Here is an 18774-nt window from a genome sequence, read left to right as displayed (position 1 = left end):
CGCCGGCGCGGACCCACCCCGGCCTGCTGATCGCCCTCCGCCTCACACCGGCAGGCGGAGGGCGATCAGCGCGACGTCGTCGCTGCCGTGCGGAAGCATCCCCGCCATCAGCTCGTCGCACATCACGTCCAGGCTCTGGCCGACCAGGGCCGCCGCGTGCTGGCGCAGCCGGGTGAGGCTGTGGTCGAGGGGCTCGCCGCGCCGCTCCACCAGACCGTCGGTGTAGAGCAGCAGGGTGCCGCCGGGCGGCAGGATGCTCGTGGCGCTCGTCCGGTGGGCCCGGGGATCCACCCCCAGCACCATCCCATGGGCGTCCTCCAGATACCGGGTGTCGCCGTCGGCGGTCACCACCAGCGGCGGCAGATGCCCGGCCCGGGCCCAGTCCAGGGCGTACTGGCCGTCGTCGCCGGGCCCCTTGAGCAGGGCGTACACACAGGTCGCCGTCTGGTGGGGGTTCAGCGCGGCGATGGCGAGGTCCAGGCGGCGCAGGATGTGTCCGGGCGGCTCCTGGCGGTCGCAGGCGATACCCCGGAGCATGTTGCGGATCTGGCTCATCGTCACCGCGGCCTGGAGGTCATGGCCCGTCACGTCCCCGATGATCAGCGCGGTGTCGCCGCCCGGCAGGACGAAACTGTCGTACCAGTCCCCGCCGATCTGCGCGGTGGAGGTGGCGGGGGAGTAGCGCGCGGCGATCCCGAGGCCGTCCACCACCGGCAGCGCGGGCAGCAGCGAGCGTTGCAGCCTTTCGGCGATGTGCTGCACCTCGGAGTACAGGCGGGCGTTGTCGACGTACAGCGCGGCGCGGTGCGCCAGCCCCTCGACGAGGTCCAGGTCGCCGGACCCCAGCGGCGGGCGCCCGGGGCCGCGGCCCAGGGCCAGCGCGCCGAGGATACGGCGCCGGGCGCGCAGCGGCGCCACCACGCCGGACGCGCCGCCCATGCGCCGGAACAGGTCGGAGTTGACCGAGTGCAGCGGGTCGCCCGGGGCGTTGTCCGGCGTGAACTCCTCGGGGGACAGCAGCAGTGCGCCCGCGCCGCGCAGGACACGCGCCCACGGTCCGCCGGAGTCCTCGCGCACGGGAGGCAGCACGCCCGTGAGGCCCGTGAACGCGGTGTCCGGGTCGTGATGGGTGACGCACACCCGCTCCAGCCGGCCGGCCTCGTCCATGAGGTCGGCGACGCACCAGTCGGCCAGCGCGGGGACGAGGACCCGGCACACCCGGCGCAGTCCCTCGACCGCGTCCAGGGTGCTCGCCAGGACGGCGCCGGTCTGGTTCAGCAGGGTGAGGCGGTCGAGCGCCTCCTGCAGTGCCGCGTCCACCTCGAAGCTGTCCATGGCATCCCCCTACCCGGTTCGGGCGGGTTCGCCCGGCCCGGACCGGGAGGAAACGCCCCATCGGGGGCCCGGTTTCACACGGGGGCCGTCACTGGACGCTCCGGCGGTGCGGGTGGGACGGGTCCACCGGGCAGACGAAGACGTTGAGTTCGCCCGAGCGTCCGACGACGACCTCGGTCGGCCGGGCGTACACGTGCGTGGGCAGCCCGTGGTCCTCCAGCGGACGCCAGCTGCCGCTGCCGCCGTCCCACTCCGTGCTGTCCACGGTCAGGAGCAGCCGCATCGGCGTGTCGCAGGCCGGGCAGTCCATCTCGGCCGGGTCGGTGGTGTGCCAGGAGGCGGGACCGCCGACGCGCCAGCCGGGCGGGATGGAGAGGTCGTACTGATAACCCGCGGGCGCCTCCTCGGCTTCCTCGGCCGCTTCCTCCCGGGCCTCCTCCCACGCGTCGATCCGGGCGCACAGCTCCTCGGGCAGCAGACCGGCGAACGGATAGGTGGTCACCCGCTCCGGGTGCAGCACGCACGGCTCGGGCACGTACCCCTCGAAGCCGACGACGTACGGCTGCGGCGGCGCCGTCAGTACGTCGGTCACCTCGTCCGACCGGCGCCACCGCAGGTCGAGCAGCATGCCGTGACCGGTGGGGCCGTGCGCGTCGAAGGGGCACCAGAACACCTGGAGCAGATCGCAGCCGTCCGGGCCGTCCGGGAGGTCGGGTATGTCCCGGCGGTAGAGCTGGGCGAGGGCGATCAGGGGGAGCGGGGCGGTCGCGGCCTCGTCCGGCGCGCGGTGGCGCTGCCGGGCCTCGTCCACGATCCGTCGGTCCTCGTCCGTGGGCCCGTGCTCCGGGTCACCGCGCCACGCGGCGTGCAGCGTCGCGCGCTCCCGGTGGATGTCCGCCGGGCGCCTGCCGCGCGCGTGCGGGTGCGGCTCGGTGCACACCGGCCAGGGTTCACCGGCCGGCCAGAGCAGCGGGCCGCCGACGGAGCTGTCCTCGACGGCCGGTGCGCCCGGGCGCGGGTGGAGCCGGGTCGTGGTGCCCCGATGGGCCGCCAGCTCGGGAAAGAGCGCCTCTACGTCCAACGGGCGCGGGGGCGTGGTTCGTCTCATGCCGCGACCCTAGGGCGTACCACCGACAGCCCGTGCCTGCGCCTCCATCACCTCGTCCCCGTGCTCGAAGGCCCAGGCGCCGATGGTGTCGAGGGGGGCCAGGAGGGTGCGGCCCAGGGGTGTGAGCCGGTACTCGACGCGGGGTGGTGCCTCGGCGTACGCGTGCCGTTCCACCAGGCCGTTGAACCGCAGCCGACGCAGTGTCTCGGTGAGGACCTTGGGGCTGATCCCGCCGATGCGGGCGCGCAGTTCGCGGGGGCGTAGGGGGCCGTCGCGCAGAGCCCGGAGCACCACCGCGTTCCAGGTGTTCGACAGCAGGTCGAAGGCGAGGCGGGCGCGGCAGTCCGCGAGGAAGGGCTCGGTCGTCACGTACCGAATGGTGCCCGACGGTCCCTCTAACGTGGCACTCAAATCGCTTACGGGAAGGGGTAGTTCGATGCGGATCGGGGTGCTGGGCACGGGGAACATGGCGGACGCGCTCGCCGCGCACTGGGTGCGGGCGGGCCATGAGGTGACCGTCGGGGGACGGGACGCGGACCGCGCGCGGCGGCTCGCGGAGCGGCTCGGGGACGGCGTACGGCACGGGGATCTCGCCGGGGCGGCCCTGGCGGGGGAGGTGGTCCTCGCCGCGCTGCCCTACGGCGCGGGGGAGGAGGTCGCGCGGGAGCTGCGTACCGTCCTCGACGGCAGGGTGCTGCTCGACTGCGCCAACCCGGTCGGGGCGCCCGGCTTCCGGCTGCTGACCGGCGACGGCCCGTCGGCCGCGCGGCGGCTGGCGCTCGCGGCGCCGGGTGCCCGGGTCGTCAAGGCGTTCAACCTCTGTCACGAGGACGTGTGGCGCATGACCCCGCCCGTCTTCGACGGCCGCCCGCTCGCCGTGCCGGTCTGCGGCGACGACCCGGCCGCGCTCGCCGCCGTCCACACCCTCGTACGGGACGCCGGCTGCACACCGCTGGCCGCCGGAGGGCTCGACCGGGCGGGGCTGCTGGAGGCGACGGCCGCGCTGTTCATCGGGCTGTGGGTGGGGGAGGGGGCGGACGCCCAGGCGATCGCGCCACCGCTGGCGTACGCGGCGGGGGCGAGAGCAGGGGCAGGGGCGGCGGGGGCGTCCCGGACCGTGAACGCTCCGTGAAACCCGACCCGTCCCATGACGTATGCGCGCCGCCCGTGCCGTACATTCCGGCCATGGCCAATTTCCCCACCCCGGTCGTTCTCGGCACCGAGCAGGTCCGCGCGCGGCTGGACGAGTTCATCGTGATCGACGTGCGCACGGCGGGCGAGTACGCCTCGGGGCATCTGCCCGGGGCCCTCAACGTCCCGCTGGACCAGGTGCGGCGGGCGCTGCCCGAGATCGAGCAGGCCGCGCGGCACGGGGAGGTGCTCGTGGTGTGCGCGTCGGGGGCGCGGGCGGAGAGCGCGAGCCGGCTGCTGGCCGAGCAGGGGATCGTGACCGCCACCCTGGACGGCGGCACCGGGGCCTGGGCCGCGCAGGGGTACGAGCTGACCGCACCGCCCGCCGCCGAGGCCAGGGCGGTGTGGGGGATGGAACGGCAGGTCCGCTTCACGGCGGGCGCGCTGGTGCTGCTCGGACTGGTGCTCGGGTGGCTCGTGCACCCGGCCTTCCAGCTGCTGTCGGCCGCGATCGCGGGCGGGCTCGTCTTCTCCGCGCTCAGCAACACGTGCGGCATGGCCGTCGTCCTGGGCAAGCTGCCGTACAACCGCCCCCGCACCGCCGACCTCGACACGGCCCTGGCCGCGCTGCGCGCCCGGGCGTGAGCCGAGCGGCCCGGGTGTGAGCCGAGCGGCCCGGGCGTGAGCCGCGCGTCCCGGGCGCTCAGGTGACCGGGAGCGGCACCCGCCAGTCCAGTACGGTCCCGCCGCCCTCCGGAGTCGACGTCTCCAGCCGTCCGCCCGACTGCTCCGCCCGCTCGGCCATGTTGCGCAGCCCGCTGCGGCGGCCGTCGGGCGGGATGCCGACGCCGTTGTCCGCGACCCGCAGCCGCACCTCGCGGCCGTCGGTCGTGAGCAGCACGTCGGCGCGGTGGGCGCGGGCGTGCCGGGCGATGTTGGTGAGGGCCTCGGAGAGGACGGCCACCACATGGTCGGCGATCACCGGCGGCACCTCGGTGTCGATCAGCCCCTCCATGCGCACCCCGGGGGCGAAGCCGAGGACGGGGGCCGCCTCGCCGGCCACCCGCACGACCCGGGAGCGCAGCCCGCTGCCGGCCGCGCCGTCGCGGGTGCGCAGGCCGAAGATGGTCGAGCGGATGATCTTGATGGTTTCGTCCAGGTCGTCCACCGCCCGCAGCACCCGCTCGCCGGCCTTCGGGTGCTCGATGAAGCGGCCCGCGCTCTGCAGCGTCATCCCGGTGGCGAACAGCCGCTGGATGGCCAGGTCGTGCAGGTCGCGCGCGATCCGGTCGCGCTCCTCCAGCACCGCGAGCTGCTGGGCGTCCTGCCGGCGCTCGGCCAGCTCCATCGCGAGCGCGGCCTGCCCGGCGAAGCCCTGGAGCAGCTCGGTCTCCTTGCCGGTGAACGGCGACGCCCCGGCCTCACGCGCCAGCAGCACCACACCGCGCACCCCTCCCTCGCCGGTGCCGATCGGCACGGCCACGGCGGGACCGAGCCCCTTGAAACGCGTCGGATCGGCGTCTATCCGGTCGTCCCGCGTGATGTCGTCGCTGGTCACCGGCTCGGCCGAGGAGTACGCGAGCCCCATCAGCCCCTCGTCGAGCGGCTGGACGAGCCCCCGGTGCGCCTCCGCGCCCGCGCCCACGGCGATCTCCACGGTGAGCGAGACGGTGTCCTGCACCGGCATGGCGACGGCGGCCAGCGCGGAGCCGGTGATGTCCCGGGCGCGCTCCGCGATCAGGTCCAGGGCCTCGGCGCGCTCGCTGCCGAGCATCAGCCGGTGGGTGATCTCCGCGTTCGCCAGCAGCCAGCGCTCGCGCAGCCGGGAGTCCTCGTACAGCCGGGCGTTGTCGATGGCCACCCCGGCCGCCACGGCCAGCGTGGACAGGACCGACTCGTCCTCCTCGTCGAACTCCGCCCCGCCGCGCTTCTCGGTGAGATACAGATTGCCGAAGACCTGCTCGCGGACCCTGATCGGCACCCCGAGGAAGCTGCGCATCGGCGGGTGGTTGGGCGGGAAGCCGTACGACGCCGGGTGCTCGGAGATCTTCGACAGGCGCAGCGGCTCCGGGTGCCGGATCAGCTCGCCGAGGATGCCGTGGCCCTGCGGATAGGGGCCGATCTCGGTGATTTTCTCGTCGGAGACGCCGACGGTGTGGAAGGCGGAGAGGGTGCGGCCGTCGGGGCCGATGACCCCGAGCGCCGCGTACTCGGCGTCGACCAGCACCGCCGCCGCCTCCACGATGGAGTGCAGCGCCTGCTCCAGGTCCAGTTCGCGCCCGACGCTGAGCACCGCCTCCAGCAGGCTGTGCACGCGGTCGCGGGTGCCCCTGGCCGCGTCGATACGGGCCTGCAGCTCCTCCAGCAGCTCGTCGAGCTTCAGTTGCGGCAGCAGCACGCGGGGCTCCTTGGAGCTTGCCACCACGTTCCTCCACGTCCCTCGGCGCGCGAACCCGGCACCGTCCAGGTCGTCGTCTCCACCGTATCGGTCCCCGGCGGGCCCCGGTACGCGGAACCGGCCACCCGGCCGCGCCGCGCGGTCGCACGCGTGCGACAGGACACCCGGCCTCCGCCAGGTGGGGGAGGGGAGGATCGTCCGGCCCGTCAACCTAGGGCCGAACGGCACTGGAAGGGCGGCGGGCGGTGGACCACAGTGGACCCAGGAGCGGCACCGATCCCCCGTGGTGCCGCTCCGCCCACGAGGCGCCGCCCCACTTTCGCCGGGCGCCGACGGCCGACCGGAGAGCCGTGCCCATGAAGAAGCAACCCGTGCCGTGCGACCAGCGCCCGGCGCGCCACCGTGTGGACCTCGACCGGGCCGAGGCACTGCGTCTGCTGGGCACCGTGTCCCTCGGCAGAATCGTTTTTACGCAGGACGCGCTGCCCACCGTCCGCCCGGTCAACCACGTCCTGGACGGCGGCGACATCGTCATCCGCACGCACGAGGGCGCCGCGCTGACCTCGCAGGCGCTGCGGGACGGCGGGGGCGGGGTCGTCGTCGCCTACGAGGCCGACGCCATCGACCCGGAGACCCACCTCGGCTGGAGCGTGGTGGTCACCGGGTACGCGCATCTGGTCACCGACCCGGCCGAACTCGCCCGCATCCGGGCGCTGTTGGTGCCGTGGGCGCCGCAGCTCGGGAGGGACTACGCGGTGCGGATCCGGCCGGGGCTGGTGACGGGGGTGCTGCTGGACGACCTGGGCGGGCTCGGCGACCTGGACGGCTAGGAGGGCGCGGGACGCTCACGGGGCACGGGGCACTCACGCCGTTCGGGCCGTTCACGCCGTGATGCGCCGGCCCGTCACCGCGTCCGGGTCGAGCCGTACCCACACGTCCCGGGTGCCGCCCGCCCAGGGACCCGAGTACGCGCGCTCGGCCAGCTCGTCCCGTTCGCCGGGGTCGGTCACGATGTGGGCGTCGCCCCGGACCAGCACGCTCCAGCCCCGGCTGAAGGCGTCGTCGATCCGGTCCACCTCGAAGGCCACCCGCTCGCCGTCCGCGAGGGCGGGCGTGGCGTTGGCGGCGGTCCGGAAGACGATCGCGTTGTCCACCACGGTGTAGTTCACGGGCACGACCACCGGGCCGTCCTCCGGTACGACCGCGAGGCGGCCCACCCCGTGGTCGCCGAGCAGCGCCCGGCACTCCTCGGTGCCGATCGACTCGAACCGCGCGCCGCGCGCCGCCTGCCCCGGCCCCGGCGGCTGGTCGACGGTGCCGCCGGTCAGTTCGGGCACCGTCGTCTCCAGCGCGTCGGCCAGCCTGAGCAGCACCTCGGCACCCGGCGCGGCCTCGGGATGGCCCTCCAGATAGCGGAGATAGCCGGGCACCATGCCCGCGCGCTCCGCCGCCTCCTCCCGCGTCAGCCCGAGCTGCGCGCGCCGGGCCGCGAGGCGGCGGCCCAGATCGCCGCGGGGTGTCCCGGACACGGCCGCCGTGTCCGGGGGTGTGGTCGTCCGTCCGGTCGGCTCGGTCACGTCCGTCACCTCTGCTCTCGCCTGGTCGTGCGCTCTCGCCTGGTCGTGTGTGCGGTGGCCGTTCCGGGGCCTTCTCGGGTCCGGCTCAGACCGTCGGGTCCGCGGGGACCACCTCGTACCGCTCCGCGCCGAGTACCACCTTCAGCGCGGCCGTCTCGGCGGCGTGCGCGAAGACGTCGTACGCCTCCTCCATGTCGTCCAGCGGGAAGGTGTGGGTGACCAGCTCGCCGGTCGGCAGACCGCCGGCCGCCGTCATCCGCAGCAGGGTCGGGGTGGAGTACGTGTCCACCAGCCCGGTCGTGATCGTCACGTCCCTGCTCCACAGGTCCTCCAGGTGCAGGGTGGCGGGGGCGCCGTGGACGCCGATGTTGGCGACCCGGCCGCCGGGGCGCACCAGCCGGGTGCACAGCTCGAAGGTCTCCGGCACGCCGACCGCCTCCAGGGCCACGTCCGCGCCGAGGCCGCCGGTGAGGTCGGCCACGAGCTGCGCGGGGTCCTCGTCGGCCAGCACGACCGCGTCCGCGCCGAGCCGCCGGGCCGCGTCCAGGCGGGACCGGGCCAGGTCCACCACGATGATCCGCTCGGGGCTGAACAGCTTCGCGGTGATGACCGCCGCGAGCCCGATGGGCCCGGCGCCGACGATCACCACGGTGTCGCCGGGACGGACCTGCCCGTTGAGGACGCCGACCTCGTAGGAGGTGGGGAAGATGTCCGCGAGCAGGACGGCGTCCTCACCGCGCACGGTGGCGGGCAGCGGGTGGACGGACAGGTCGGCGTACGGGACGCGGACGTACTCGGCCTGTGTGCCGTCGATCAGATGGCCGAGCACCCAGCCGCCCCCGCCCTGGCACTGGCCGTACCGGCTCTCGCGGCAGAACCGGCAGCGGCCGCAGGAGCTGATGCAGGACATCAGCACACGGTCGCCGGGCCGTACGGCGCGCACGTCGCCGCCGATGTCGACGACCTCCCCGACGGCCTCGTGCCCCAGCACCGTCCCGGGCCGCACCTCGGGCACGTCGCCCTTGAGGATGTGCAGGTCGGTGCCGCAGATGGTGACCACACCGACCTTCACGACGGCGTCGGTCGGCTCCTTGACCGCCGGGTCCGGCACGTCCTGCCAGGACGCCTGGCCCGGTCCCTCGAAGACATAGCCCTTCATACCGCTCGCTCCTCACCGTCGTCACCGGTGCGCGGGCGCGGAACACGGCCCCGCCCTTCCACCTTCGCGCGAGACGGGCCGACGCGCTTGGGCCGGGTGGCCCAGGGGGGTGGCCGGGTGGGGGTGAGCCGGGTACGGCGCGGGTGTCGTACGGGGGTACGGGTGCCGTACGGCGGTGCGGGGACCGGGGGAGGCGCCTGCCCGGGAGCCGCCTGCCGCCTGTTGCGGGGCCGGGGCGAGGACGGGGGCGGGCGCGGAGGCGCGCGGCGCTCGTGATCGGTCGCGCGCCGTGCCGGGTGGGTGGGCAGGTGGGGCCGAACAGCCCTTCCGGACCGGTGGGGGTTTCCGGTTCGCTCGTCGTATGTCCGAGAACCACACGATGCGTGACGAGACCCGGTCCGGCGGACCGCAGCCGGCCGACGCGGCGACGGTCGTGGCCCTGCGCGGCGAGATCGACCTGCTCACGGCGCCGGACCTGGCGGCACGGCTCGACACCCTCACCGCGCGTGAACACCCGGACCTGGTGCTGGACCTGCGGCCCGTGGAGTTCATCGACTGCACCGGTCTCGGCGTGCTGTGCCGGACCCGCAACCGGACCCGGGCCCGCCGGGGCAGGCTGCGGCTGGTCGCCGACAGCGCGGAGTTCCTGCGGCTGCTGCGCACCACCGGCCTCGGCGGCGCCTTCGAGGTCCAGCCGGGACTGCCCGCGCCCGCCGTGGAGGCGCTCGTCACCGGAGGCACCCCGCGCGAGGGGGCCGTCGGATGAGCGCCGGACGACGGCTGCGGCACTGGCTGTGCCGGTGGCGGGGCCGCGGTTACCGCCTGCTGCGGCGGGCCGACCTCGACTGAACACCTCCCGCGACCCGACAGGGGCGAAGAAGGGGGCCGGATGATCCGGCCCCCTTCTCACGTCGTGCTCAGCTGTCCCAGCTCCACTCCGCGACCTCCGGCAGATCCGTGCCGTGCACGCGGATCCAGTCGTGGTGGCGGGCGCGGGCGTCCACCATCTCCTGGCGCACGCCGGCCGCGCGCACGGCGAGCCCCGGCACCCGGTCGATGACGTCCATGACGAGCCGATAGCGGTCCAGGTCGTTGCGGACCACCATGTCGAACGGCGTGGTCGTGGTCCCGGACTCCTTGTAACCCCGCACATGGAGGTTGGCGTGCCCGGCCCTGCGGTAGGCGAGGCGGTGCACCAGCCAGGGGTACCCGTGGTAGGCGAAGATCACCGGCTTGTCGGTGGTGAAGAGCCCGTCGTAGGTGAAGTCGCTCATCCCGTGCGGGTGTTCCTCGTGCGGCAGCAGCCGGGTCATGTCGACCACGTTCACCACGCGCACCGCCAGCTCCGGCAGATGCCGGCGCAGCAACTGGGCGGCGGCCAGCACCTCTTGGGTCGGTACGTCACCGGCGCAGGCGAGGACGACGTCGGGTTCGCCGCCGTTCTCGGTCCCGGCCCACTCCCAGATCCCGGCCCCGCGAGCGCAGTGCACCCGGGCCTCCTCCAGCGACAGCCAGTCGAAGCAGGGCTGCTTGCCGGCGACGACGACGTTCACGTAGTCCCGGCTGCGCAGCACGTGATCGGCCACGCACAGCAGGGTGTTGGCGTCCGGCGGCAGATAGACGCGGACGACCTCCGGGCTCTTGTTGAGCACATGGTCCACGAAGCCGGGGTCCTGGTGGGAGAAGCCGTTGTGGTCCTGCCGCCACACATGCGAGGTCAGCAGGTAGTTGAGGGAGGGGATCGGCGCCCGCCAGGGCAACTCCCGGGAGATCCTGAGCCACTTGATGTGCTGGTTGACCATCGAGTCCACGATGTGCACGAACGCCTCGTAGCAGGAGAACAGCCCGTGCCGGCCCGTGAGCAGATACCCCTCCAGCCAGCCCTGGCAGAGGTGTTCGGACAGCACCTCCAGGACCCGGCCGTGCCGGTCCAAGTGCTCGTCCACGGGCAGCACGTCGGCCTGCCAGGCCTTGCCGCTCGCGTCGAACACCGCCTGGAGCCGGTTGGAGGCGGTCTCGTCCGGTCCGACGAGCCTGAAGTCCCGCCTCGTGCGCGTGTCCTTCATGACCTGCTCCAGCAAGTCGCCCAGGATTCGGGTGGGTTCGTGCAGCGTGGCGCCCGGCCTGTCCACCGGTACCCCGAACAACTCCAGCGAGGGAAGCGGGAGTTCACGGGTGAGCAGACCGCCGTTGGCGTGCGGGTTCGCCCCGAGCCGCCGCGTGCCCTCCGGGACGCAGGCGAGCACGTCCGCGACCGGCCGCCCGTCCGCGTCGAACAGCTCCGCGGGCCGGTACGAGCGCAGCCACCGCTCCAACTCCGCCAGGTGTCCCGGGTTTTCGCGCACCCCGGCCAGCGGGACCTGGTGGGCTCGCCAGGTCCCCTCCACCGGCACCCCGTCCACCTCGGCGGGGCCCGTCCAGCCCTTCGGGGTGCGCAGCACGATCATCGGCCAGTGCACGCGCCCGGTGACCCCGTCCTCGCGCGCGCTGTCCTGCATCAACTTGATCCGGTCAAGCGCCTCGTCGAAGGCCGCCGCCATCGCACGGTGCACCTCGGCGGGGTCGTCGCCCGAGACGTACAGCGGCTCGTGGCCGTATCCCCGCAGCAGCGCGTCGAGTTCGGACTGCGGGAGCCGGGAGAGGACCGTCGGGTTGGCGATCTTGTAGCCGTTGAGGTGGAGGATCGGCAGGACCGCGCCGTCGTGCACCGGGTCCAGGAACTTGGTGGAGTGCCAGGAGGTGGCCAGCGGCCCGGTCTCCGCCTCGCCGTCCCCGATCACACACGCGACCAGCAGCTCCGGGTTGTCGAAGGCGGCACCGTAGGCGTGCGCGAGCGAATAGCCCAGCTCACCGCCCTCGTGAATGGAGCCCGGTGTCTCCGGGGCCACATGGCTGGGCACCCCGCCGGGGAAGGAGAACTGCCGGAACAGCCGCTCCATCCCCTCCCCGTCCCGGCTCACGTCCGGGTACGTCTCCGCGTAACTCCCCTCCAGCCAGGAGTTGGCGAGCACGGCCGGGCCGCCGTGCCCCGGCCCCCATACGCACAGCGCGTCGAGTCCGCGCTCGCGGATCACCCGGTTCAGGTGCGTGTACACGAGGTTCAGCCCGGGCGCGGTGCCCCAGTGGCCGAGCAGCCGGGGCTTGATGTGCTCCGGGCGCAGCGGCTCGGTCAGCAACGGGTTGGCCAGCAGGTAGATCTGGCCCGCCGAGAGGTAGTTGGCGGCCCGCCAGTGTGCCAGGAGGGTGGTCAACTCCTCTTCGGTGAGCGGGTGTTCGGTCGTGGTGTCGGTCATCGAAGCTCCGGGGAATCGTCGGTCGGGGGAAGCCGGTGGGCGGCCACGGTTCAGTCCGGTTCCGGTACGACGGCCACCGGGCAGTCCGCCCGGTGCAGCACCCCGTGCGCGACCCGGCCGAGCTGGAGACCGAAACGGCCGTGCCGGCGCCGGGCGCCCACGACGAGCAGGACCGCGCCCCGGGAGGCGTCGAGCAGCACGTCACGGGTGGGGCCCTCCAGGACGCGCCGTACCGGTACGACACCGGCGGGCAGGTCGGCCAGCGCCTCCTCCACCGCGTCCAGCGCGGCCCGCTCCGGGTCGCCGTCGTGCGGGACATGGCCGGGCAGCGGGCCCGAGGGGTGCCGCCAGGCGCGGACCGCCTCCAGCGGCAGCCCGCGCAGCGCCGCCTCCTCGGCCGCGAACCGCACGGCGGCCGTGCCCGCCGCCTTCTCACCGACGGCCAGCACGATCCGCCCGGCACCGGCGCGCTCCGGGTCGTCGTGGCCGCCGCGCAGCACGGTCACCGGGCAGTGCGCGTGCCCGGCGACCGTGAGGCTGACCGACCCGAGCAGCGCCTCGGTGAGCCCGTTGCGCCCCCGGCAGCCGAGCACCACGCCACGGGCCGTACGGCTCTCGCGCACCAGGCCGTATTCCGGCTCGTCGGGCAGTACGTCGGTGGTGACCGGCACCCCGGGCCGCCGGCGCCGCGCCCGTTCCTCGGCGGTGCCGACCACGTCCCGGGCCATCACCTCCTCCACCGGCCGGTTCAGCTCCTGGGCGATCAGCTCGCCCTCGTACCGCTCCCACAGCGAGGCGTACACCAGGCGGAGCGGTGCCCCGCGCAGGGCGGCCTCGTCGGCCCCCCAGTCCACGGCGCGCAGGCTCTGCTCCGAGCCGTCCACCCCGACGACGATCGGCTGGTCCATCGTGTCCGCCCTCTCCTTCCGCTCCCGGTGTTCCCGCCGCCCTCCGGCCGGGCCGGCGTCCCTCGCCACCATCCGGTCAGGTGTGCGGCACGACGGCAACCGGAGCGGCGACGTGGTGCAGCACCGCGTGCGCCACATGCCCCAGATGCGTACCGAGCCGCCCGGCGCGCAGCCGCTTCCCGACCACCACCAGACCGGCCTCCCGCGCCGCCTCGACCAGCACCCGCGCCGCGCTGCCCGGCCGGGTCTCCTCCACCACCCCGACGCCGGGGAACGACTGCCGCCAGGGCTGCAGCACCTTGGTCAGGGCGTCCGCCTCCAGCTCCCCGACCGAACCGGCGCCCTCCCCGGGCCCGGCCAGGTCGTAGGCGTAGGCGGACAGCTCGTAGGCGTACGCGGGCGGCGGCCGCCAGGCGTGCACCACCCGCAGCGGGACGCCGTAGCGGGCGGCCGCGCCGAAGGCGAACCGCAGCAGCGTCTCGTCCGGTCCGGCGGTGTCCAGGCCGAGCACGACGGGCGCGGTGGGCGTGCCGCCGGTCGCCGGGGCCGGTCCGTGCCGGCCGACGGTCGGCTCGTCCGCCCGTACCGCCACCACGGGTCTCTCCGCGCGGGCCATGACGGCCAGGCCGACCGATCCGGCGACGAAGCCGCCGATCCCGCCGAGTCCCCGGGAGCCGAGCACGAGCGGCTCGGCGGAGGCGGCGGCCTCGCACAGGACCTCCACCGGGTCCCCGGCGCACTGCTCGACGACCACCTCGACGCCCGGATGACGCAGCCGCAGCCGCTCCGCGCTCTCGCCGGGGACACGCTCGGTCCACTGCTGATACGTCTCTCCGCCGGGCAGCGGCGCCTGGGCCATCGGCTCGGGCACCGGCTCCCTGACGTGCACGATCCGCAGCGGCAGGGCGCGCAGCCGGGCCTCGCGGGCCGCCCAGTCGGCGGCCGCGCGGCTCTCGGGCGTGCCGTCGAAGCCCACGGTGACGGTTCGGGACATGGTCTCCACCTCCGCCCCCAGCCTTCCGGCGTGCCGCCCGCCGGATCAGGGGCCGCAGGTCCCTGCGCGGGGCCGACCGGCCCTAGGCGGCCCGCCCGGCCCGGCGCACGCTGGAAGAGGAGGGCGACCCACGCGGCCGTCCCCCGTGAAACCCCGCGGCCGTCCCCCGTGAAACCCCGCGACCGTCCCTCTGAGCCCCGCGACCGACCCCCCTGAAGCCCGCGATCGACACCTGGACCCAGCGACCGTCCCCTGAAGCCCGCGATCGTCCCCTGAACCCAGCGACCGTCCCCCGTGAACCTACGGAGTCACCATGTACGCAACCCCGCGCAGTGTCGGCGACGTCATGACCCGCACCGTGGCGGCCGTCGGCCCGGAGACGTCCTTCAAGGAGATCGCGCGGATGCTGCGGGACCGCCAGGTCGGCAGCCTCCCCGTGCTCGTCGGCGGCAAGGTGGCCGGCGTCGTCTCCGAGTCCGATCTGCTGCCCAAGGAGGAACTGCGCGACGCGCCCGGCGAGGCGTACACCGGGAGCCGTCGCCCGGCCGACCTCGCGAAGGCCGGGGCGGCCACGGCGGCCGAGCTGATGAGCACCCCGGCCGTCACCGTCCACTCCGGCGCCCCCCTCGCGGAGGCGGCCCGGCGCATGGCGCGCTCCGGGGTACGGATGCTGCCCGTCGTGGACGACCGGGGCGCCCTGGAGGGCGTCGTCAGCCGCGCCGACCTGCTGAAGGTCTTCCTGCGCGACGACCAGGACATCGAGCGCGAGGTCCGCCGCGACATCGTCGCCTGGCTCTTCCCGCCGCCCGGCTCCGTGGTCCACGTGGAGGTGCGGGACGGCGTGGTCACCCTCACGGGCTCGCTGCGCGACACGGCCCTCGTCCCCGTGGCCGCCCGGCTGGTACGCGCGGTCGAGGGCGTCGTGGACGTGGAGTTCGACCTCGCCCCCGCGCCCGGCCGCACGGAGGGCGCCCGGGCCTGATGTCGCAGGTGAGGGGCGAGGTGGGACCGTTCGGCCCTAGTCTGTACGGGAACGGCGGGTCATGATCCGGCTGGTGGGCCGGGCATGTCCGTCCGGCCCCGGGAAACGAGAGGTCGTCATGCCCGAGACACGCGTCTTCACCGAGCAGCACCCGATCCGGGTGTTCCTGCTGGACGACCACGAGGTCGTCCGCCGGGGCGTGGCCGACCTGCTCGACTCCGAACCGGACATCTCCGTCGTCGGCGAGGCCGACTCCGCGCAGCAGGCGCTCGCCCGCGGCCCCGCCCTGCGCCCGCACGTCGCCGTGCTCGACGTCCGCCTCCCGGACGGCGACGGCATCACCGTCTGCCGCGAACTGCGCGACCGCATGCCCGAGTTGGCGTGCCTCATGCTGACCTCGTTCGACGACGAGGACGCCCTCCTCGACGCCATCATGGCGGGCGCCGCGGGCTACGTCCTGAAGCAGATCAAGGGCTCCGACCTGATCTCGGCCGTCCGTACCGTCGCCTCGGGCCAGTCCATGCTGGACCCCGCCACCACCGCCCGCCTCATGCGCTCGCTGCGCTCCGACCCCGCCGAGGCCGCGCCCGCGCTGCCGCCCGAGCTGGAGGCGCTCTCGCCCCGGGAACGGGACATCCTCGCGCTCATCGGGGACGGGCTGACCAACCGCGAGATCGGCCAGCGGCTGTATCTGTCGGAGAAGACGGTCAAGAACCACATCTCCCGGCTGCTCGCCAAGCTCGGCGTCCAGCGCCGGGTGCAGGCGGCGGTGATCGCCTCGCAGCTGGACCAGGCCGCGGAGGAGCGTCCGGCGCACTGAACTGCCTTGTGCTGCGCCCGTGTCGGGCGTGACGCGGCGCGCTGCTCAGCCCGGTTCGGCCGTGAGCCGGCAGTCCACGCCCACCACGCCCTCCACACCCCGCGTCATCCGGGCCGCCGGCTCGATCAGCTCCGCGTCCCGCACGCACCCGGTGAGCGTCGCGACGCCGTCGGCGACCATCACGTGCACCGGCTCCACCGGCGCGGGGAAGAGCGCGTCCACGACGGAACGCCGTATCTCGTCGGCCAGTTCGGCGTCCGGGCGCAGGAACACCTTCAGCAGGTCGCCCCGGCTGACGACGCCCACGAGCGCGCCCTGGGCGTCGATGACGGGGAGCCGTTTGACGCCCTTGACGGCCATGATCCGGGCCGCCTCGGGCAGCGTGGCGTCCTCGTGCACGGTGACGGCCGGGGTGCTCATCAGCTCCCCGGCGGACACCGCTCCCGCCTTCGCCAGGTCGGCCATCCGGCGCAGCTGGGTCAGCCGGTCCGGCTCGCCCTCGCGGAACTCCTCCTTGGGCAGCAGATCGGCCTCCGAGACGACGCCGACCACCCGGCCGTCACCCTCAAGGACGGGCAGCGCGCTCACCCCCCACTGCTCCATCCGCTCGACCATGTCCCGGAACAGCGTGCCGGTGCCCACCGCGACCACGGCCCGTGTCATCACGTCGCCCACCCGGTACGGCCCGTCTCCCGGCACCGGCTCCACCGCACGCGGCCCGGGCGCCGCCGCCGAGGTCACAGCGGGTCCCCGCTGCCGTACGGGGCGTACAGGTCCAGCAGTCTGACCCGCGAGGCGTGCAGCCGGTGGGCGACCACCCGGCCGACCCAGGTGGCCACCGCCCGGCCGAACTCGGGGTCCGCCGCGCACAGCGTCCGTACCGGCGCCGCGTCGAACTCCCAGGCCCGCACCGGGCTCAGCGTCTCGCCGCCCAGGTGCCAGACGCCCGGTCCGAAGTACCAGGACCAGCCGACCAGTTCACCGTGGCCGAGGGACTCGACGACGGCGGGGCGGCGGCCGGGCACCCGCAGATCCAGGGTGACCGTGCCGGTGCGCACGATCCAGAAGCGGTCGGCGCGCCCGCCCTCCTCGAAGAGCCGGACGCCGGCCGGGAAGGAGACCTCGCGGGCGCAGCGCGTCAGCCGCTCGCGGTACACGGGTTCGAGCGCCGTGGTCATGGTGGTCGTGGTCATCGCACCGGCTCCCTTCGGGACTGCTCTCCCTCCAGGTTCGCGCGGCCGCCACGGCCCCGCCACGGGCCACTCGGACCCGGCCGGGGCCGTTCGGTCCCGTCCGAATCCGGCGGCCCCGGCACACCGGGCCCAGGGCTCCGGGAGCTCCGGGCCCGGAGGCCGTCAGAACACCAGGCCCAGATGCGCCAGCGCCTGCTTCAGCAGCACCCCGTGCCCGCCCGGCATCTCGCTGTGCAGGGCGGCCGACGCGGCCTCCTGCGGCGAGAACCACACCAGGTCCAGCGCGTCCTGCCGGGGCCGACAGTCGCCCGAGACCGGCACGACGTAGGCCAGCGACACCGCGTGCTGACGCGGGTCGTGGTACGGCGTGACCCCGGCCGTCGGGAAGTACTCCGCGACCGTGAACGGCTGCATCGAGGCGGGCACCCGGGGGAGCGCGACCGGGCCGAGGTCCTTCTCCAGATGGCGCAGCAGCGCGTCGCGGACCCGCTCGTGGTGCAGCACCCGCCCGGAGACCAGGGTCCGGCTGACCGTGCCGTCCGGCCCGATCCGCAACAGCAGCCCGATACTGGTGACTTCGCCGCTGTCGTCCACGCGCACCGGCACGGCCTCGACATACAGGATCGGCATCCGGGCCCTGGCCATTTCCAGTTCGTCCGTGGACAGCCAGCCGGGCGTGGTCTCGGTCATGTCAGACATTGCTTGATCATACTTTCCGGGTGGGGCGCCCGCCGGAATCACGGGCGGGCTCGGGCAGTTCGTACAGGCGGCGGGCGTTGTCGCGGCCCGTCCAGGAGGCGATGCGCAGCGCGTCCGGCAGGCTCAACTCATCCGCGTCGACGCGGGATTGGAGCAAGCCGGCCAGTCCGCGCCGGAAACACAGCGCGCCCAGGTGATGGAATTCGGCCACTGCGCAGGCGTCGGAGCTGTACAGCAGTTTGCGGAACGGGGTGATCTCCAGCGCCTCCTCCAGGATCACGCGCGAGCGGGCCGGTCCCGCGTAGTGCAGCGCGAGACCGACATCCAGGTACACCTGCTCGAACACCGCCGCCAGATAAGCGGCTTGGCGGTGATACGGCCAGCAGTGCAGCAGCACCACGGGAATCGTGCCCGCCGTCAGCCGCAGCCAGTCGGTGAGCAGCGCGGGGTCCGCGCGGTGCAGGGTCACATCGGCGTCACCGAACCCGGTGTGCAGCTGGAGCGGCAGCCCGAGGTCCACGGCGGTCCACAGCAACTGCCGTACCAGCACGGGGTCGTTCAGCCGCCCGCCCCGCGCGAACCACTCCCGGGCGGCACGTGTCACCTCGGCCTCGCCCGGCCGCGCCGGGTCCAGCGCGAAGCCGGTGCGATAGGCCGCCACCGACTTCACCGCCACCACACCGGGCCGCCGCACCGCCGCCCCGGCCGCCGCCCGGAACGCCTCCGCGTACGCGCCCGGCTCCACACCCCGCGCGGCCACCTCCTCCGCGATGCGTTCGAGCCGTACGACCTCATACGCCAAGGCCCCCGCCGCTTCGGCCAGTTCGGCCGGTGAGGTGCCCGGGTCCGGCGCGAACCCGGTGTCCACGCAGAACACCTCGGCCCCGGCGGCGCTCAGAAAGCGGCGGTTGACCTCGGCCGCGCCCAACTCCGCACGCCGGGTCACGTATTCCTCGGGCGGGGCGTGCCGGGGCAGGTCGAGAAGAGGTGCGCAGTGGCGGCGCACCGCGATGCCGACCGGGCTGTCGAACGGCGAGATCCCGGGCCACGCCCCGCCCTCGGTGATCAGCGACTCGAACTCGGCCCGCGTGAGGTCCGCGGTGGAAGCGGCGTGGCAGTGGTGGTCCACCAACGGCAGCTCGGACAGCGCCTGTTGAAGGGGCCCGGGTGCGGTCAC

General features: G+C 74.3%; 19 protein-coding genes. 6 read left to right on the top strand and 13 right to left on the bottom strand.

Going from position 1 to position 18774, the window contains the following annotated elements; all coding sequences use genetic code 11:
* Window positions 1-42: 42 nt before the first annotated feature.
* From AB0898_RS16450 to AB0898_RS16440, 3 genes are all read right to left on the bottom strand, one after another.
* Window positions 43-1335: a GAF domain-containing SpoIIE family protein phosphatase gene (locus AB0898_RS16450; RefSeq protein ID WP_366803611.1), complete on the bottom strand. Its 1293-nt coding sequence runs from the start codon at window positions 1333-1335 to the stop codon at window positions 43-45.
* Window positions 1336-1423: 88 nt separating this feature from the next.
* Complete coding sequence (locus AB0898_RS16445) at window positions 1424-2443, bottom strand: hypothetical protein (protein WP_366803610.1); 1020 nt, start codon at window positions 2441-2443, stop codon at window positions 1424-1426.
* A 9-nt stretch (window positions 2444-2452) separates the two neighbouring features.
* Window positions 2453-2812 (bottom strand): helix-turn-helix domain-containing protein, encoded by a 360-nt coding sequence (locus AB0898_RS16440; RefSeq protein ID WP_161178193.1) that lies wholly within the window; start codon window positions 2810-2812, stop codon window positions 2453-2455.
* A 67-nt stretch (window positions 2813-2879) separates the two neighbouring features.
* Between AB0898_RS16440 and AB0898_RS16435 the strand changes: the two genes are divergently transcribed.
* Both AB0898_RS16435 and AB0898_RS16430 read left to right on the top strand, forming a co-directional pair.
* Entirely contained in the window at window positions 2880-3575 is a 696-nt protein-coding gene (locus AB0898_RS16435) for an NAD(P)-binding domain-containing protein (RefSeq protein ID WP_366803609.1), read from the top strand.
* Between the two features lie 53 nt (window positions 3576-3628).
* Complete coding sequence (locus AB0898_RS16430) at window positions 3629-4219, top strand: rhodanese-like domain-containing protein (RefSeq protein WP_366803608.1); 591 nt, start codon at window positions 3629-3631, stop codon at window positions 4217-4219.
* A 58-nt stretch (window positions 4220-4277) separates the two neighbouring features.
* Here AB0898_RS16430 and AB0898_RS16425 read toward each other — a convergent pair whose 3' ends face one another.
* Window positions 4278-5972, bottom strand: coding sequence for a GAF domain-containing protein (locus AB0898_RS16425; RefSeq protein WP_407078353.1), 1695 nt, complete (start codon window positions 5970-5972; stop codon window positions 4278-4280).
* A gap of 356 nt (window positions 5973-6328) precedes the next feature.
* Here AB0898_RS16425 and AB0898_RS16420 point away from each other — a divergent pair, with 356 nt between their 5' ends.
* Complete coding sequence (locus AB0898_RS16420) at window positions 6329-6802, top strand: pyridoxamine 5'-phosphate oxidase family protein (RefSeq protein WP_366803606.1); 474 nt, start codon at window positions 6329-6331, stop codon at window positions 6800-6802.
* Between the two features lie 51 nt (window positions 6803-6853).
* Here the strand turns inward: AB0898_RS16420 and AB0898_RS16415 are convergent, their stop codons facing one another.
* Both AB0898_RS16415 and AB0898_RS16410 read right to left on the bottom strand, forming a co-directional pair.
* On the bottom strand, window positions 6854-7549 hold the full coding sequence (locus AB0898_RS16415; RefSeq protein WP_366803605.1) for a pyridoxamine 5'-phosphate oxidase family protein: 696 nt from the start codon (window positions 7547-7549) through the stop codon (window positions 6854-6856).
* A gap of 85 nt (window positions 7550-7634) precedes the next feature.
* The gene (locus AB0898_RS16410; protein WP_366803604.1) at window positions 7635-8708 is read right to left on the bottom strand and encodes a zinc-dependent alcohol dehydrogenase family protein; all 1074 of its coding nucleotides are present in this window, start codon (window positions 8706-8708) and stop codon (window positions 7635-7637) included.
* 361 nt (window positions 8709-9069) lie between these two features.
* On the opposite strand from AB0898_RS16410, the gene AB0898_RS16405 reads away from it, so the two are divergent.
* The gene (locus AB0898_RS16405) at window positions 9070-9474 is read left to right on the top strand and encodes an STAS domain-containing protein (RefSeq protein ID WP_407078352.1); all 405 of its coding nucleotides are present in this window, start codon (window positions 9070-9072) and stop codon (window positions 9472-9474) included.
* 151 nt (window positions 9475-9625) lie between these two features.
* Here AB0898_RS16405 and AB0898_RS16400 read toward each other — a convergent pair whose 3' ends face one another.
* The 3 genes from AB0898_RS16400 to AB0898_RS16390 form a co-directional block, all read right to left on the bottom strand.
* Window positions 9626-12001 (bottom strand): phosphoketolase family protein, encoded by a 2376-nt coding sequence (locus tag AB0898_RS16400; protein ID WP_366803603.1) that lies wholly within the window; start codon window positions 11999-12001, stop codon window positions 9626-9628.
* A 50-nt stretch (window positions 12002-12051) separates the two neighbouring features.
* Window positions 12052-12909, bottom strand: coding sequence for a universal stress protein (locus AB0898_RS16395; protein WP_366803602.1), 858 nt, complete (start codon window positions 12907-12909; stop codon window positions 12052-12054).
* 76 nt (window positions 12910-12985) lie between these two features.
* On the bottom strand, window positions 12986-13903 hold the full coding sequence (locus AB0898_RS16390) for a universal stress protein (protein WP_366803601.1): 918 nt from the start codon (window positions 13901-13903) through the stop codon (window positions 12986-12988).
* Window positions 13904-14216: 313 nt separating this feature from the next.
* Here AB0898_RS16390 and AB0898_RS16385 point away from each other — a divergent pair, with 313 nt between their 5' ends.
* Both AB0898_RS16385 and AB0898_RS16380 read left to right on the top strand, forming a co-directional pair.
* Window positions 14217-14885: a CBS domain-containing protein gene (locus AB0898_RS16385; protein WP_366803600.1), complete on the top strand. Its 669-nt coding sequence runs from the start codon at window positions 14217-14219 to the stop codon at window positions 14883-14885.
* A gap of 118 nt (window positions 14886-15003) precedes the next feature.
* Window positions 15004-15705: a response regulator transcription factor gene (locus tag AB0898_RS16380; RefSeq protein ID WP_366803599.1), complete on the top strand. Its 702-nt coding sequence runs from the start codon at window positions 15004-15006 to the stop codon at window positions 15703-15705.
* Between the two features lie 45 nt (window positions 15706-15750).
* Here AB0898_RS16380 and AB0898_RS16375 read toward each other — a convergent pair whose 3' ends face one another.
* The 4 genes from AB0898_RS16375 to AB0898_RS16360 form a co-directional block, all read right to left on the bottom strand.
* Window positions 15751-16446, bottom strand: coding sequence for a CBS domain-containing protein (locus AB0898_RS16375; RefSeq protein ID WP_407078351.1), 696 nt, complete (start codon window positions 16444-16446; stop codon window positions 15751-15753).
* On the bottom strand, window positions 16443-16898 hold the full coding sequence (locus tag AB0898_RS16370; protein WP_366803598.1) for a cyclic nucleotide-binding domain-containing protein: 456 nt from the start codon (window positions 16896-16898) through the stop codon (window positions 16443-16445). The genes AB0898_RS16375 and AB0898_RS16370 overlap by 4 nt, the downstream gene beginning before the upstream one ends.
* A gap of 162 nt (window positions 16899-17060) precedes the next feature.
* On the bottom strand, window positions 17061-17588 hold the full coding sequence (locus AB0898_RS16365) for an NUDIX hydrolase family protein (protein ID WP_366803673.1): 528 nt from the start codon (window positions 17586-17588) through the stop codon (window positions 17061-17063).
* Window positions 17589-17604: 16 nt separating this feature from the next.
* A complete protein-coding gene (locus AB0898_RS16360) occupies window positions 17605-18774 on the bottom strand; it encodes an amidohydrolase family protein (protein WP_366803597.1) in 1170 nt (389 codons plus the stop codon).

Origin of the sequence: Streptomyces sp. NPDC005435 (assembly GCF_040703155.1) — a bacterium.
GTDB lineage: Bacteria > Actinomycetota > Actinomycetes > Streptomycetales > Streptomycetaceae > Streptomyces.
The sequence above is the reverse complement of the archived record's forward strand: the minus strand, read 5'-3'. Positions and strand labels throughout refer to the sequence as shown.